Raw genomic sequence first — 18,259 nt, 5'->3', positions numbered from 1 at the left:
AAATGACACGTTATTTCTTTACTATTTTTTTAACTTGAGATATGGACACTCCAGAAACTTTGATGAGATACAAACCATTGGTTAATGTGCTTAAATCGATCGCAGCGGTACCGTTAGCAAACGTTCCAGAAAGTAATTCTTTTCCAGTTGTGCTAAAAATTTGGTAGGCCACAGACTCTGTAGTTCCTAATTTAATATTCAATAAATCGCTGGTTGGGTTTGGGTACATAATAAAAACTGCATTAGCCTCCGAAAACGCCTCATTTGCGGATAATGTATAAGCCGTACCATAAACTTCAACCTCTGCTAGGGCTAATGCCGTGTTTGTTTTATTTTGAAGGATTCTAACTTTACTACCAACAACGCCTCCTGCATTAACAGTTACAGACGGATTAGGTGTTGTTGTAATAGTTTGCGTAAATACCACTTGATCGTTGTTGTCGAGAACTTCTACAGTAAAATTATTTAATCGATTCATATAAGCGGCATCTGTACGGTTGTACACATGAATATCATTAATAGTATAAATATTATCTAAAGTTACCATCCACCATTCATCGGTTGCTTTACCTGTATGAGATACAGAACCATCGGCCCAAGCACCACTTGTATTTTGGTCTATCGCTAATGATGCATCTCCGGAATAGTCTGTTGTAGATTGTGAGGCTGTACCATAAACGGCAATATTAGGATTGCCAGCAGGAATAGATCCGTTAATCGTTTCTACATACTTTGAGGTTGTCATTAATCCACGTGAATCGGTGGCTGCAAAATAGAAAGCTTCTGTATTCGCTGGAAGGTTAGCTGTGATGGTATTACCGTTTATAGTCGCTGGAATAGCTTCCCATAATCGATCGTACCATTTACCATCATTTAGGGTATAGAGTAATTCGGCACTGCTCAATCCTGCTTCAGAAGCGACACTTACAGAAGCGACATCGGCACTATCAAAACTCGGATCTCCAAAAGTTGGTAAAGCATCAGCTCCATAAGTCACTTGATTGGCAAAAGTATAAAGCTCATCCAGTCTTAATGGTGCTAAATTACTGTGACCAAAACGCAATGAAAACAGAATATTTCCATTTACATGTTTAGCTGAATTTTGGGTAACCGGCATCGCAAAATTATAATCGTTCGTTCCGTTAATAAATAAAACAGGAAAGTTTACTCTATCAAAATACACCGAGGCATCATAATATTGATTTACGAAATCCGCTTTAGCACCGCTAATGTTATTACCTTGAGCCCCATCAGAATCATCTAAATAGCCCGCTCCATATACTGGTGCTGCCCATGACCATCTGTTATCAACGCCCATAGCTGTACTTGTAATCGTACCGCCCCAACTTGCGCCACTAAGTCCTATTTTATTAGCATTTACTTCAGGAAAAGAAGCGATTAAGGTATGTCCAAGGATTACTTGTGATATCGCATGGTAATACCATTGCTCTTCAATAGGGTTCCCATAATCATTGAACACGCCGCTTCTACTCGGGCCAGGGTTTGGAGAAGAAAGGTAATTACCATTGGCATCTTCTGTTGGGATATGCCCTTCTAAGTCTAAACTTATAGCTGCATAACCTTGATCGTTGAAATAACTTACCCATTGCGAGTAAGCCGTTCCACCACCACCATGAGCATGTACCATGGCTGGCCACCCTCCTGCTGGCATAGTTCCTGTGCTAGGCGCACTGTAATACGCAAAAACTTGTACTGGATTGCCTTTGTAATCAATGGAGCTAAACAATAGACTCGTTACTCCAGCTTTTTGTGCTAGGGTTGTGACTTCCCAATTTGGAACTTTATATAGTTCATCTAGATCCCAGGGACCAACGGTTTGGGAAAAACCCATTGTACTTATTGTGACCGATAGAACCAATAATAAGGTTCTTATTATTTTTTTTGTAAACATGAGATTTAAGGTTGAAAATAAATTAGTAGATTATTCTTTAATAATTTTTTTACTTTGTGTTTTAGATCCGGTATTCACTCTAGCCGTATAAATGCCAGATGATAAGCTACTTAAATCTACAGAGGTTGAACCATTACTAATTATGCCAGTAAGGACTACTTGACCTATATTATTAACAATTTTATATTCAGCAGGTTCAGAAGTTTTTAGTTTAAAAGTTACCGTATCTATAACAGGGTTTGGGTAAATTAATAACGTCCTGTCCTCAGCGTTCAAATCTGCATCTAATCCAAGCGTATTATTTTGACCCCATTCGATATGAGACGTAATATTCTCAACATCTAAAGTCACCGTACAATATTGGAATACTCTAGTGTACACGTAGCCATTTTTCACAGCTTTACCTAAAGGTTCCCCCATTTCTTTATCAAAGACATCATGCCAAGTCATAAGTGACGAAGAATTCCATAGGTGACCTGAGTCAACCCATCGGTAATAGGTATTTTCATGAGCAACAATAAGGTAAGCGGCATGACTAAATTCGAAAGTAGGACTATATCCATCGTAAGCAGAAAAACAAACAAACATTTGATCTTCTGGAATGTTAAGGCAAGCATCGATCAATACAACTCCAGCGTCTTTGGTCATAACACGTCTACGGAAAAAGGCATCGATAAATACGCCATCCGAATAATTCAAACATTCAGGCCAACCACGGATCGTTAATCCGTTTGGAGCGAAATCCATTCCGTTAACCAGTCTATAACCGGTCATTCTATCACTTATATATTGAACAGGTGCCGTATGCGCAGTATAAGCACCTTTGTAACCATCTAGAAAAATCCCATGAAGATCACTGTTGTCGGTATTCCAATTTGTAGTTTGAATATACCAGTCATTTTCACCAGGATTTTCAAGATTCATATCCTCCGGTTCACCGGCCGCGTCATATAAAAAATATTCAGGATTAGTTTGTAGTATGGCAGCCTCCGATTCAAACAAGTGTGGATATGCACTCCCAATACTATAAATCATAAGAGGCTTACATCTCGGGTTAGCCTGAATTAATTTTGTTGCAGTCTCTCGGCTCGTGATCTCGTGCGATGGATCTCCGTAAGTAGATCTGCGGTGGGTCTTTTCAATAGTAAAATACTCGAAGTGATCCCGAATCCAATCATACTCTTGATCGGTGAAATCTCCACTATTGAAAGAATGCCCATAGAGTCGCGTTTTTTTCCATTCACCTGCGTAGCCAGGTTGCGCATGGAGTTGTGCAAAAAATCCTGCTATAAAAACTATGGCGAAGATAGAGTTAAGTTTTAAGTTCATGTTGTTTGGTTTAATTTGGATTGCAAAATTATTATTTTCTTACAAAAACCCGTTACGGGTTTCCCTTATTTTTTTGGGGTCATTCTTAGAGAGGATCCCCTTCTCTTTGTCATAATCTTCATGGTATTCCATCAATACATGTGGCTCCTATAAACCGTTTCCATTCCAAGGGTAAGGTGTTTTCGTGAGCCACAATTTTGTTATTAAAAAGTTCGGTAAAGCCAAGTCTTTTTCCATTCACTTGCATAACCGAGCCAAGCAACCATTTGGGTGGCTATTCCTACAGTAATTAGCATTGAAAAGATGATGTTAAACTTTAAATTCATTATCAAGTTTTTAAAAATTAAATTCTCTTTTTATTTTATTAAAAATTCCTATTCATTAATCTATTTTAGCTGGCTCCCAAATAGGAATGCCCTTTTCCTTTAACTGTTTGTAGTAGCGCTTTGCAAAAGGTTGATTTTCGGGTTTAACCAAAGGCAACCCTTCGTTTACCAATAACGGTAAAGTGGACGCCCACCATTGATCATAAAGTTTGCGAAATTTCGTCAGTTCTACAGGATTAGCACTGGCTACATTAGTCGTTTCCCCCGGATCAATTGAAATATTATAAAGTTCCTTATTGTTTACAAAGCGCCATTTTTGTGAACGCACAGCACTATTTGTATATTTTGAAGCCTCACGCTCCCCTACATCCCATCGACCAGAATTAATAAACAATTCACGATCTGGCCATGTAGCTTTTGGATTTTGCAGTAACGGCACAAGCGATTTTCCATCTAAATCTTGCATATGAGAAGGCAGTTCCACTCCAGCTAAATCAGAAAATGTTGGATATAAATCGATATGCGCTGTTAAAGCATCTATATCTACACCTTCCCCTAAAACCCCTCTCCAATACCAGAAAGCTGGCACATGGGTACCGCCTTCATGAGGCGAGTTTTTAACACCTTTTAAACCTGCATTAAAAGGCATTTCTTTCTTACCATTTCGATTTAACATAAACCCATTGGCCATACCATTATCTGTCATGAAAATTACGAGTGTATTATCAAGAACTTTCCAAGATTCTAGTTTTTTCATAAACGCACCAAAGTTGTCATCAATATTTTCAATCATACCATAACGTCCAGCGGTTTTTTCATCAAATCCAGCTTCAAGAAAACGTTTTTTATATTTTTCTGGCGCAATGTATGGCGAATGGGGAGCATTTAAAGCCACATAAGCGAAATATGGTTTTTCAACTTTCTCTTGCTCTTTTATCCATGCTAACGTAGATTCGAAAAACAAATCGGTACAAAAACCTTTAGTTTGTACTATAGTTTTATTGTGAAGTAATACACTATCAAAATAAGGATTATCACCATTTGGAGGAAAATCGCCATATTGCACTTGACCAACACCCCCTGCACCGTGCATTAGAACCTCATCGAAACCACGGTTCCCTGGTAAATACACCTCTTCATCACCCAAATGCCATTTCCCAAAAAGACCTGTATTATAACCTGCCTTTTGTAAGGCTTGAGGCATTGTAAAAACATCTAGAGCCATACGTTCTCTTTGGTAAATAGTATGCGTAACACCATTTTTAAAAGGCGCCCGACCACTCATAATAGCAGAGCGTGTTGGTGCACAAGTAGGACTTACTTGAAAATCGGTAAACCGGGTTGATGTTTTATAGAATTTGTCAAGATGAGGCGTTTTCAGTATGGGATTCCCCATACAAGACAAATCGCCCATGCCTTGATCGTCGGTAATTACCATAATAATATTTGGACGCCTGTTCTTGAGTTCTTGTGCCTCAGTTTTAAACATCGATAAAAATGATAATGTGAATATTATAATTTTCATATTAAATTTCATGACGCTTTATGTGTTACTAATTATTACTTATTATTTTTTCTCAACCTTTACCACTTATTAGCATAAAGAAAATGACAAACCTTTTTTCTCAACAACTAAACGTTTCTATATAGTAACATTCAGCTTTATTTCCTGCCCTTTATTTAAATTCAATAATCTATATTCTTTTCCAAAACTTGATTCTTTAATCACATCCTCTGTATTACAATTAATTTCGGTTGGTGCTTTTGAAAATTTCAAATCAAATTGGGTATCTCTTTCCGCGACAAGCGTTATAGTAATTTTATGTTCATTCATATCCCATTCCACTGAAGTTTTAACTCCCACTCGCGTAAGCATATCATGAAAATTTCCTTTTGCCCATTCGGAAGGTAATGCTGGTAAAATGCGTAACATTTTGGCATCCGAACCACAAAGCATTTCTGTTACAGCAGCCGTTATACCCATATTAGCATCTATTTGAAAAGGTGCAGAATTACCATTTTTAAGAGAAACTGTAACGCCCATATTTCGCCAATCGTTGTGGTAGGTAAACAAATTTTTACCTAAACAACTTCTAACTAGAATATCTAAAGCCTCTTTAGCCTTTTGCCCATTGCCTAAACGCGCATAAACATTAGCCATGTGTGCCAAAGACCAACCCGTTTGTGACTTAAGTCCGATACGCAATCTTTTTTCAATGGCTACCTTACTGGCTTTGTATAATTCTGGTGTTTTTTCTTGACTAAATTCATGTCCTGGAAACAAAGGATAAATATGCGATTGGTGGCGGTGCTCGTAATTATCTTTAAAATCTGGGTGCATCCACTCACTCAAAGCACCATCCTCATTAATTTGATAATCTGGCATAGCTTCCAAAATATTTTTCCATCTTGAAACCCCGTCTTTTTCTATGCCTAGAAGTTCGCATGAGGCTATTAGATTTGTAAACACTTCTTTTGAAACTGCCACTGCGATGGTAGCATTCATCTGAACTTTAATTTTAGACAACCTACCCGTTTCTGGATCAATAACCGTTTTATCTATTGGCTGATTTTCGGGTGATTGCGATGGAAAAAACATATTCTTCCCTTGTTTATCTTTCACTATAAAATCTTCATAAAAAAGCCCCACTTCTTTCATAAAAGGAATGGCTCTGTTTTTCAAAAATTCTTCATCGCCAGTAAACAAATAATAATCATAATAAAAGGAAGCTAACCACCCTGCTGCATCAGTCCAATAAATAACATGTGGTGCTGTAACACGTAGTTTAGCAGATTCTGGAGACATGAATGGTGGAATAAAAATCCCGCGAGTTCCATAAAGCTGTTTGGCATTGGTTCTAAACTCATCCATATTGGCATCAAAATAATCGTAGAATGCCATCATGGATTCTTTAAGATTCCCCGGAAGTCCTTGCAAATAATTCATTTGCAAATTTTCATTAATACCATAAAATGAATTCCAAGGCGGACGATAATCACCGTTCCAAATGCCTTGTAAGTTCGCAGGGTACCCCCCGCCTCGACTACTAGATATGAGTAAATATCTCCCATAATCGAATTGTTTCTGATTTAATTCGGTAGAAATATCGCCTTGATAAGCCTCTAAAAGCAATAATTCATTTGGAGTGTTATTTTCTTTACTTTGGTTAATATGGACCCCCATAGCATTAAACCTTTCGCTATGTAATGCCTTATGTCTATTAAAGAGTGTTTCGTAATTTGTATTGATTTCTAATAATTCCTTCTTTAATCTTGGAAAAGCAATTTCGCTATCTTCATTAGCAAAAAAACTTATAATTAAAGTGACAGTATCTGTATTATCAAATGAAATACTTTTAGATTCTGTATGTACAGCGCCACCTTTTGTAAGCACCCTCATAACACCGCCAAACTCACCACCATCTGAACCTGTAGATTTAAATTTCACAAATTCACCTTCAGTAGTTGTTATATATTTAAAGCCAGGGTCAAATAAATTCCCTTCTCTATCAATGGCATCATTCAAATCATGAATATCTAAAGTGGCCTTTCCAGAAATTGCATTTTTTTTATCTGCCTGAATAGACATTACTGAAACATTATCTGGAATAGAGACAAACAATCGTCTGGAAAATTTGGTTTCGCCATCGCGCCAATTTACGGCAACCTCCCCAGTTTCAAAATTTAGGGTTCTTGAATAATCCTGAAACATGAATTCATTTTCGGTAGTAAGTAATAAATCAAATGCAGGGTGAAAACGTCCAGCTTTAGCCGAAAAACCTGCTTGCTTTAATTTGTTACTATAATGTTTATTAGCTTTCAAGTAATCACCATTAAGCATTAATGCTCTTACCACAGGAAGTTCTGCAGATAAATCGGGTAAATCATCAGTTTTACCTCCATACCAAAGTTTGTTGTGATTAAATAGTACACGTTCTTGATAAATTGCCCCATAAACCAAAGCCCCAACTGTTCCATTTCCAGAAGGCAAACCCTCTCTCCATTGGCTAGCAGGTGTGATCATAGTCATACTATGACTAGTCTCTTTAGGCGGTTCTGGATTTGTAACACTTGAACAATTTAAGAGTAATATTAAGGTAAGGAATCCTAATATTCTATAACTTACTATTTTCATTCTGACAATTTTATCCAGACAATAATATAGAATATGGCTATAAACGAACCTCTCAATTCAGTCAATACTTGCTCATTTCAACTATGCGCTATAATATTGCGCTATACGTCATTTATTTGAGGCTTAGACACCCTGTTTTTTGCGTTTTTTTGATGAAAACTGTAACCTTTAGCACGTGCTATTTACCAAAAACAAACCCTTCCAAAAACCGCTGTTAAACCAAATTTCGGGCTAATTTTTTTGTAAATAACACCAAGCGATTTTCTTAATCGTCATGCATAAAAAAATCCTCAAAATAAACTTGAGGATTCTTGTAGCCAAATATCTAAATGTCCAATTTCACTTTTTAATCTTATAACCTAAATATATTAATCCAAAGTCATCCATGTTAACTGCTTCCAGTTTTCTTTAACAAATGGCTGTGGCTCGCCTTTTGTAGACCGACCATTTTTTATAATTTGAGTCATTTTATCAGTGAGTCTCTTCACGACTTCTGGGTGCTCAAAATATAAGTTTTTAGTTTCTCCAGGGTCATTATCTAAATCATACAATTCGTAAAGGGCTTCACCTACTTTTGGTTTAATTATTACTGGTTTCAACGAACCTCCTGAACCTCTTAACATATTCAATTTCCATTTCCCTTCTCGAATAGCAAAATGCCCAGTAAATGAGTGATTTACCAAAGGTTTATCCGTTATCACAGTTTTTGGGTTTTTCATCATTTCGTACAAACTGTAGCTATCTTCGGCAGCATCATCGGGTAATTTAGCGCCAATAATATCTGCAACCGTGGCCAAGTAATCGGTTTGGCAAACCGGCGTATTCACCTTAATTCCTGCCTTTATTTCTTTAGGCCAACGCATTAAAAAAGGAACACGATGACCACCTTCATAAATATCACGTTTTCCTCCTTTAAAATGCAACGAACTATAATGCTGGTAGGTATCTCTTTGGTATTTATAATTACTCTCTGCACCATTATCTGAACTGAAAATAACCAAAGTATTGTCCTCAATGCCATTTGCTTTTAAAGCATCTAAAACTTGCCCCACACGATAGTCTGTTTCTTGCATAAAGTCACCATAATTACCGCAGTCACTTTTACCCTGAAAATCAGGATGTGTACAATGCGGTAAGTGCGGACTCGTTAAAGGCAGGTATAAAAAGAATGGGGTGCCTTTTTTTGCATCCTTAGTCGCATTCCTTATATATTCTACAGCTTTATTGGTAAGAGTTTCTAATACTAACTCATCTATAAATGAAGGAGCAACCTCAATGAGCTTTTCTTTATATGCCTTGTCATAAGGTGGCGCTATTCTATAAGTTCGAGGTGTAACACCTACCTTTCTTTTAGTATATAATGTTGGTGGCTCAAGGACACGATCGTTCTCCAAATAAGTTAAAATGCCATAATTCATAGAGGCAGGAATGCCATAAAAATAATCAAATCCTTTCTCAATAGGACCATCAGTGAATGGTTTCGACCAATCGCGACCACCATTTACTTCGCCTACAAATTCCATTTGCAAGTGCCATTTCCCAATCATGGCCGTGTTATAGCCCGCATCACGTAATAAAGAAGCCATGGTTACACGGCCATCTTCAATCAAACAAGGGCCATCGGCAGCCAGTACATTTTTCTTAAGGGATGTACGCCAACTATAGCGACCGGTTAACAAGCTATACCTTGATGGGGTACATACAGCATCGCTACTATGGCCATCTGTAAAAGTGACACCTTCATCCACCAACCGATCCATGTTTGGTGTTTTAAATTTTGCTTCTGGATTTAATGCTCCAACATCGCCATACCCTTGATCGTCGGTATAAATAATAATGATATTGGGATTGTTTTTTTGTGCGGAACACATGGGTGCGCAAAACATTAGCAATAAAGCACTTAACACTTTAATTTTTACATTTTTTATAAACATAGCATTCTATAATAAGTTCTTTCTTTATTAGGGTTGAAGGCCATTTCCTTGGGAACACTTTAGTCGACAACAATATTACGTTTTAATACAACAGGCTAAAAAATTCTTTCCTATAAATAAAACTATTATTAACTAATTATTATAAACTACAAAACAACCCCCAAGATAACCTGAGGATTGTTTTTATTCAATAAGTTTATATCTTAATTTTTAAGCAGCTTAATTGTATCATAACCATTATCGGTCGATATTTTAATAACATAAGCGCCACTTGCAAGGCTACTTGTGTCGTATTTATAAGAAGGTGCAAAAGATTTTACTAATTGACCAACCATATTGTAAACAGCTACATTTTTTACGTTTTGATTCGCTTTTGCGTTTAACTGAAAACTATCTTTTGTAGGATTAGGGAACAAGGTGAATTTGTTTTCGTTTGCTATAACACCTTCTGTAGCCAGAGTCCCATTGCTCTTATCTACGTTAACACTATATATCCTTACTCCTGGCAAAGTAGTATTGTTAACATCAGGGCTTTTATCTAAATCAATAATGTCAAATTTAACATGAATAGGTGTTGTCGAAAAGGTTATATCGCCATTGTACTCGACAGGAAATAACTCGTAGGTTGTTAGATTAGTTTCTCCCTTATTTCCTGTAAACGTAAAAGTTTGTGTCGCTTGTGTACCTACAGTAACTTCTATTTGCACTTCAGTATCTACAACTTTACCAAAATCAAATGAAAGTTTGCCATCTACAGTACCCGATGCTGTTTGAAGATCAAATTCCAGTGTAGCCGCGAGATCCATATTAGTATTTGAAGTACCTCTCAATTGATGACCCGCTCCTATAACGCTTGCTCTACCGGAAGTTGCCGCCCAGGTATGAACAGGTAACGTTGTATTCGTTCCCATTGCAAAAGCCTGATTATCCATTGTTGTCGTAACGATATTTTGAGCCGTCATTGTTAATGACCCAAATAAAACTGCCATTGATAATAGTAATTGTTTTTTCATAATAAAAAAGTTTTGGTTTAAGGATTCTTGTTTTAACACTTACAATATTATCAAACAACACCTCTCATTAGCCTCGATAACAGCTCATTGCTTGCTCATTTCACTCATAAGAGGTGAATTTTAGTATTATCACAAGTAATCAAACCATACAAAAGTCAATAAGTACAAAATGCCTCGAGGTAAACAACGTTCATTTGTAAAAATCCAACTCACAAAAAAATCCTCAAGACAGTTTTGAGGATTTAAATTGATGCTTTAATTTAATTTTACTCAAAAATTAATGTTCTATTTCATGAATTTTCTACCAACTGATACATTACACATTAAATAAGGTTACCTCAGGAAGATTATTATCCAAACTAAAGCTTATTGTTTGGGTGTCAATTGGTTTAACGACAACTCATTTTCTTCCATAATTTCCCCTAATTCATTGATTAAACGGAAGGTTACTTGGCTTTTGACCCCGTCAAGATTAAAGGTAAATTCACCAAAAGCAAATAACCCTGAACCTTTATAACCAAATAATTGGTGTGAGGCATCTTCTGCTATCGCTGGTGGTCCGGGCACACCTCCTAGCGACCCAGGTTCAAACTCATAAAATTGATATCCAGAAGTTCTAGGAATAGTAAATCCTCGGGCACCATGCCTGTCCCCGCTTATTAATAAAACACCTGGTATTTTATTGGTTTCAATACACTGTAAAATTTCCTCACGGCCTTTGATATCCCAAACTCCCCATGAATCCTTACCATTGGTTACATAATCACTCCACATAGTTCCGCTAGAAATTATTTTAAAAGTAGCAGTTGATTTTTTGAGAACATCACTTAACCATTTTTGTTGTGCTTTTCCCAAGTACGATCCATAATCTCCTTGATTTTCATTGGTTCGATATGATCTCGTATCAAGCATAATCAATTCTATTGAACCAATACGCGTATTAAAATAAAGTCCATTGACAGTATTTGGAGGGTTATTCCAGTTTTGTTTCCATAGCTTTCGAAGGTGTGCCCTATCATCTTTGGTAAAATTTTTAGGTACCCCACCACTATCGTTACCAAAATAATCATGATCATCCCAAATGGCGTATAAAGGTACATTTGCAGAAAGCTTTTGCCAAGGTTCTGAGAGATCTCTTAGCAAATAATCGGATTGAAGTAAGCCCAAATTATTTTTCCGACCATCGGAGGCTATATCCCCTAATAGCATCATTGCCATTGGTTTTCTTTCTAAAATAGCATGAATTAGATTAGGATTATGAAGACCTATTTTGTGAAAACCTGATCCAAAAGCCAATCTAACCTCCTCATTCCCCCTATTTTTTGCTGTCGTTTTAAAAGATCCTTTAGCAATTTGCAGCCCTTGTACACTCATAAAATAATGATATTGCGTTGATGGTTGCAAATCGTCTATAACGATACGATGATCTGCACCTGCGGCAATAGGTTGTAACGAGTAATTGGTTTCTTGATTACCATTTTTTGAACGCACTTTTATTTGAACGGCCAAAATATTTGAAGGTCTAAACCAAATGCTTACCCCATGCTCTTTGAGATCGCCTAACATGGGCCCACCCATTAATTTTATATCATTTTGTTGTGCGGACTTAATTACTTTTCTGTCTGTGAAATTATCTTGATCTCGAGCAAAAACACGCCTAGCATCTAAATAAAACTTGTTAATATTTGATGGCATGACCTGATAACTATTCAGCAACATGGTGTCAATGGATAAACTACCTTGATGTGCTTCTTTTAAAGTAATCTGGTGCCTTATTGGTACCATGCTAACTTGACTAAAAGCAGTATAACGCGTTAAAATTAAAACGAAAAGGCTTAAATAAAAAAGTTGCTTATCGATCTTCATACCCTCAATTAATTATTTACAAATTTGATAACATCATCTGTAATAATTTCATCGCGAGCATCAGCTTCACGGGTTTGCATTTTCACATTTTTAAAGGTGATGTTTTTTGCATGACGAATATAAGCGCCCCATGAAGGTAGAATACCAAAAAAGAACTGTTCTGGATAGCGGGCAATATCCTCAGCCACTTTGTTCTTTTTATGCTTTTTTGTTCCTAACCCTGGAAAAGAAATATCGATATTCTCAAGGGTAACATTCTCAATATAATGATCTGGAATCCCAGTAATCATAATAGGACCGGCCTGCGCCATCATTTGGTCTGGAAATTCTTTAATAAATGTTGGCGGATGGTAAATCCCTGGAGTTCTTTCATTAAGATCCTCAATGGTTACCTCTGCAACAATATCACTTATTCGTACGTTTTTAATCGATCCAATGGGAGCGCCTTCGGGCTTAGCGTCTGCGTTTTGTATTTGCGCCTTAAAATTTTTATACACCCGTCCTCTATTTCCCAGTCGAATAAAAACTGGACTACCTACATTTTTCATGGTAATTCTTGAGATATCAATATTTTCCAATCTTCCGCCATCTACCAACTCTATTTTAAGTGCTCCCATCGGACAATCATAAAAATAGCAATTCGACACATTCACATCCATAAATCCACCTCTTGAAGAAGTCCCTATTTTAAATGGTGCTGTACCACTACTCACCACACAATTACGAACGATTACATTTCGACAAGGGTTTAAAGAACTTTTTAAACAAATGCCATCGTCGCCTGAAATGATATCACAATTTTCAATCAATACATTTTGACAACCATCGATATCAATACCATCATTATTAACGTTGTTATTACGAAATCGAATGGTAATATTATTAATATGAATGTTGGTACAATCTATTAAATGTAACCCCCAAAATGCTGGGCGTTTAAGGGTCACGCCTTGCAAGCTAATTTGGTTGCAATTTTCCATTCTAATTAACCGCGGACGCGCATTTTTGTTAAATTTATCTGCTGGAAATGCTTTATTTGTTCCTCGACCATCGATAACACCTAATCCCTCAATAGTAATGTTAGTAGCATCCTCAGCATAAATTAAACACTGACTATTAGATTCTTCACGAGGCACTCTAAGCGTCGCATCGTAATCATTTATATTTTGACTTCCCAACAAATAAGCACCATAATCTAAAGAGAGGGTGACATTATTCTTTAATATAATAGTACCTACCTGAAATTTACCGGCTGGAACCCTTACTGTACCACCCCCTTTGGCTGTACAGGCATCAATAGCTTTTTGAATCGCTTTTGTATCTAGTGTCACACTATCTCCAATAGCTCCAAAATCCTTTATATTGAAAACAGTTATTTTATGGTTGTTCTGGTTGAATTGTGCATGCCCATAGCCAAAACAAACGAGTAGAAAAAGTGATAAAATTAAATTTTTCATGTGTTTATAATTATTGTTTTTCAACAGTTAGATTAAAATACTGTACAGTCAATGCTTGAATTATTGAAGGCTAGTTATGCCAGTTTTAATAGATTAATTAAACGTTGCATCTACATTTTTGACCTCTTTTTTGAATAAGACTCAGGGCTTTTTTTTTGAATAGACCCAGCACCTAAAAAATATTAATATGCTGCTATTTTAATAAATACTGAGGTTTTCAAATTATTTTATAAGCGAACAGCCTATTTAATTGGCGTAATTTTAGCAGCCTCAAGGCTGGAGGTTTCAGGATCTCCTTCAACTAAAGACACTGAAATCTTATGCATTCCTGCAGTTTTAAACTCTAAAATACCCATGTTATAATACACGAATTTTTCGGTAGCCGCTTGTTGATTTTGTACCAAAACACCTTCATCTGTAATGGTTTTCCAAACTAATCGTCCACTGCCCTTATATTTTAAATCTAAGTAATAATAACCTGGTTTAAGCACATTCACGGTCCATTCTGCTTTACTATCTTTTTTCCATTTACTAATTTGCTTCACATGTATCCATTCTCCAAATTTCTCCATCCATTTAATTTCCTTCTTTTCTGCGTTTGTTACCTCAGCGAATTCAGCCAATAAGTGATTTTCAATATTTGGATAAACCCCATAATTTGAATCTACAGAAACCTCCTCTACCTTAGTATCTAATTTTAATTCAATAACAGAAATCAAATCATTTATAGGTTGATAAGGCACATTTAAAACCGTCCAATCTTTTTGCTGATCGAAAGTAATTTTCTCTGCAGCTGTACCTCCCACCGCATTTACAGATAGAATTTTTGTTTTCAATCCTGGCAAGTACAATTTTTTATCTTGTGGCCAATCGTAAACCGATAGAAATAAAGAATTCCCTTTAGTGGTGACATCACCCCAGGCTAAAGCATGTTTCCAAGGAGAACTTCCTGCACCATAAACAACTTGCGGGTGTTTTTTAATCCATTTACCAGCTTCTCGTAAAAATTTTTGCCCAATTTCGGGAATCGTTCCTGTACCATCTGGCCCTACATTAAATAAATAAGTGCCTCCACGACCGATCGTAGCGATAAGACGTTCTAAAATAAGTTTAGGACTTTTAAAATTATTATCGTACCACGCATAAGACCACGAGTCGTTGTTGGTATCGCAAGTTTCCCATAAGCCTTCAATATTTCGATTTGGTACTTCCATATCGCCTTCACTCGCATAATCTCCTAACCCATATCCAATACGACTTCCTAGCATCGCATTAGGTTGTAATTTACGTACCATCTTTTCCAATTCAAGCACATATTCCTTAGGCATTTTCCCTGGCGTATCGAACCAAACAAAATCGATTTCGCCATAATTAGTACAGATTTCTTTTACTTGAGGTTTACATTTATTATAGAAATAATCTTTAAAAGTTGCTGGTTTTCCGTTTTCATCAACCTTTGGACCTTTATGTCCTCCTGGGGCTGTCCAGTCTTGATTATGAGAATAATAAAACCCAAAACCTAGTCCAATTTCTCGACAAGCCGCCGATAATTCTTTCATAGGATCACGACCATAAGGTGAGGCTTTAACAATATTAAAATCATTTACTTTTGAATCGAACATCGCAAAACCTTCATGATGTTTACTAGTGATGACAATGTATTTCATACCTGCATCTTTAGCCAATTTTGCAATGGCTTTAGGATCGAATTTTGTAGGATTAAATTCTTTGGCCACAGCCATATACTCATCATCTGGAATACTGGCTACATTTTTAGATTTTATCCATTCTCCAATACCATAATAGGTTTTACCATTCCATACACCACCTAAGTGGGAATATAAGCCCCAATGAATAAACATGCCAAAATTACTTTCATCAAAAAGTTTTGCTTTTCCAGATTTAAGTGCATCAGAGGAAACACCTGTTTCACCCCATAACTTATCCATGCTTTCATTACTTTTTCCTTTTTTTTGTGCATGTACTAAACTTATCGTGGCTAGCAAACACAAGGCAATTAATTTTCTCTTCATTCTTTTATTTTTTATTCTATTCTAAATTTTAATTATCACAAAAAATCTAAAAAGCTTAGATTTCATTATCTCCCTTTCACCCGTCGTTGCCGTCTTCTAATCAAAATGTATTCAAATGCCTATTGACATTAAAACGGACTGCGTTTTAAGCAAATCTAGCACACAAAAAAGTACATCCTTAACTCGTTTCTTGCTAACTTTTGCTTATTCTCGACATCTCTCACAACAAGCTAATAAACAACGATCTAGATGAATTATGTAATGGTTTTTATCGTAAAAGCCACTTCTAATCAACATTAACGCTTAATATCGATACATTTTGTAGTATATAATTGGACTTGATGGCTTTATTTTTTAATAAAGAAATGCTTCAAATTAGGACGATCTACATATTGGTTAAATCGAGACTGTAAAAAACCTCTATAGCCATAAACCAAGTGGTCCTTTCAGCTTAGCACAAAAAATAAAACCTCCTTTAATGCTGCTTAAACGAGGTTTATTCCAATTACTTTTTAAATATCACTTTAATAGTGAGTTACTCAAAAATCACTATTGATTACAACGGTAATAAGTTGTCTGAAACTATTTTTTAATTATTTTATGAATAGACGTACCGCTTTCTGTTTTAATTTTCAACACATAGAACCCTTCTTTCAATTCACTAGTATTCAAAACCATAGGAAATGATTTCAATGGCATATTGTTCACTAACTTACCTTGTAAATTAATTATTTCTACTGTACCATCACTGGAACCATTTTGATTCGATCTTATATGAATTTTATCACTTGTTGGATTCGGGTAAATAGTAAATTCCTTTACTTCTTTTTGATTATTTGTTGAAAGTGTGCTACTCGTTAGCTTAATAACTGAATCTACCGTGTCCCAAGAATCACTCCCGTCTAAGGTTACTGTTAATTGGTTTGCTGTTTGTGTTAGGCTACAAGTTTTTCCTGTTCGCAAGTTAACAGCTGTATCGTACTGTCTGCCATCGGCAGGTGCGTCGATACTTAGAGTATTTCCAGACGGGGCTTTCAATACGTGAAGGTATTCAAAGTTACCAGCGGCCGATCTTGTCGCAACTCCCCAAGTTAAATCGTTGATGGTTGTGCCTTCAGGTGTTGGCCAAGAATCACTAGGTATGGTACTTTTAATAGACTCTGCTACGGCATCAATTAAAGTGCCTAATCCTGTCATGCCAGCTACGATACCCGAATTCCAAGATATGGTTGTAGTTGGATATGGGCCTATAGCCCAAGCTACTCCACCACCTTCTTCATTTACACCAGCTTCTAGAACGGTATATTTATACATTTGCTCACTTGAGTAGCGAATACTTCCAGGTTCAGCAGCCCAACTTCTGTCAGACACAAAAGAAATAGATCGCTCGTAGGCCGGCCAAGTATTCTCATCATTATTATTAATACCAGTATACCCATCTCTTTCGAAAGTAACTTTTGGATTCTTTGTTTCAACCGCTCCAAAATCTGCACTCACATTAGAATGACCATTACCAATTAAAACTGCATCAGGCATAATCGCTCTAACTGTATTTCCTATACGTTCTGTATTAGTACAACGGTAGTTTAAACCTTTATCGAACCAGTAGCCTTTAAATTGTGACTTATAACGTTCGGTAAGTTCGGCAATAACTTCATTGATAAAGTCGTTGTATTTAACTTCTGGCTTGTTTTGATTAATATAGCCAACTTTTGCCTGTTCTTCAGGAGAGAAATCATGTGCTTCTGAAGGTTGAATATAAAAATAAACATCAATACCTCTTGCGTCACAGGCATCTAACAATTCTTGAACAACATCACGCTGAGAACTGTGTCCTGGACCTAGCCATTCTTCCATTTTAGCACTCGGGTATAGTGGATTCATCCCACAATGCCACACCGTAAATATTAAGTATTCAGGACTCATAGCAGCGATATCATCTACAAAACCATCCAGGTCAAAATTATTAGCTGTTTCATCCACACTTTTTGGATATGTAGAACCGTCTGGATTGGGTGTGATCTGACAACCATATAGCGCATTTTCATCGCCACCCCAACCATAATGTACAAATATGCCATAGCTTTTCTGGTCATAATTATTAGGACTGTTTGGGTCTGCTTGTGCTTTTACCCCAATAGATAATAAGGTTAAACAGGCTGTAAAAAGTAGTAGGAAAGTTTTTCTCATGGTATGTAATATTAAAATTGATAAGACACCTCTAAAATTTCGGTTTGTAGCAAAAATAATATCC

10 protein-coding genes are annotated in these 18,259 nt (G+C 36.4%); all 10 read right to left on the bottom strand.

Annotation, left to right across the window (positions count from 1 at the left end):
• Window positions 1-10: 10 nt before the first annotated feature.
• Window positions 11-1,852 carry a galactose-binding domain-containing protein gene (locus tag KO493_RS09600; protein ID WP_216067742.1) on the bottom strand — a complete coding sequence of 614 codons (1,842 nt, stop codon included), beginning with the start codon at window positions 1,850-1,852 and terminating at the stop codon, window positions 11-13.
• A 90-nt stretch (window positions 1,853-1,942) separates the two neighbouring features.
• Window positions 1,943-3,241 carry a T9SS type A sorting domain-containing protein gene (locus tag KO493_RS09595; protein WP_216067741.1) on the bottom strand — a complete coding sequence of 433 codons (1,299 nt, stop codon included), beginning with the start codon at window positions 3,239-3,241 and terminating at the stop codon, window positions 1,943-1,945.
• Window positions 3,242-3,622: 381 nt separating this feature from the next.
• Complete coding sequence (locus KO493_RS09590) at window positions 3,623-5,092, bottom strand: arylsulfatase (RefSeq protein ID WP_216067740.1); 1,470 nt, start codon at window positions 5,090-5,092, stop codon at window positions 3,623-3,625.
• Window positions 5,093-5,209: 117 nt separating this feature from the next.
• On the bottom strand, window positions 5,210-7,702 hold the full coding sequence (locus KO493_RS09585) for a glycoside hydrolase family 95 protein (protein ID WP_216067739.1): 2,493 nt from the start codon (window positions 7,700-7,702) through the stop codon (window positions 5,210-5,212).
• Window positions 7,703-8,070: 368 nt separating this feature from the next.
• Window positions 8,071-9,573, bottom strand: a complete 1,503-nt coding sequence (locus KO493_RS09580) for a sulfatase family protein (RefSeq protein ID WP_216067738.1) — start codon at window positions 9,571-9,573, stop codon at window positions 8,071-8,073.
• A gap of 266 nt (window positions 9,574-9,839) precedes the next feature.
• Complete coding sequence (locus KO493_RS09575; RefSeq protein WP_216067737.1) at window positions 9,840-10,649, bottom strand: T9SS type A sorting domain-containing protein; 810 nt, start codon at window positions 10,647-10,649, stop codon at window positions 9,840-9,842.
• A gap of 366 nt (window positions 10,650-11,015) precedes the next feature.
• Window positions 11,016-12,515 (bottom strand): alkaline phosphatase D family protein, encoded by a 1,500-nt coding sequence (locus KO493_RS09570; protein WP_216067736.1) that lies wholly within the window; start codon window positions 12,513-12,515, stop codon window positions 11,016-11,018.
• A gap of 8 nt (window positions 12,516-12,523) precedes the next feature.
• Window positions 12,524-13,972 carry a glycoside hydrolase family 28 protein gene (locus tag KO493_RS09565; RefSeq protein ID WP_216067735.1) on the bottom strand — a complete coding sequence of 483 codons (1,449 nt, stop codon included), beginning with the start codon at window positions 13,970-13,972 and terminating at the stop codon, window positions 12,524-12,526.
• A gap of 242 nt (window positions 13,973-14,214) precedes the next feature.
• Window positions 14,215-16,005 carry an alpha-L-fucosidase gene (locus KO493_RS09560; RefSeq protein WP_216067734.1) on the bottom strand — a complete coding sequence of 597 codons (1,791 nt, stop codon included), beginning with the start codon at window positions 16,003-16,005 and terminating at the stop codon, window positions 14,215-14,217.
• A gap of 582 nt (window positions 16,006-16,587) precedes the next feature.
• On the bottom strand, window positions 16,588-18,195 hold the full coding sequence (locus tag KO493_RS09555; RefSeq protein ID WP_216067733.1) for a T9SS type A sorting domain-containing protein: 1,608 nt from the start codon (window positions 18,193-18,195) through the stop codon (window positions 16,588-16,590).
• Between the last annotated feature and the right edge of the window lie 64 nt (window positions 18,196-18,259).

The organism is Pseudotamlana agarivorans (genome assembly GCF_018860245.1).
GTDB classification, from domain to species: Bacteria; Bacteroidota; Bacteroidia; order Flavobacteriales; family Flavobacteriaceae; genus Pseudotamlana; species Pseudotamlana agarivorans_A.
This window is presented reverse-complemented; position numbering and strand designations above follow the sequence as displayed.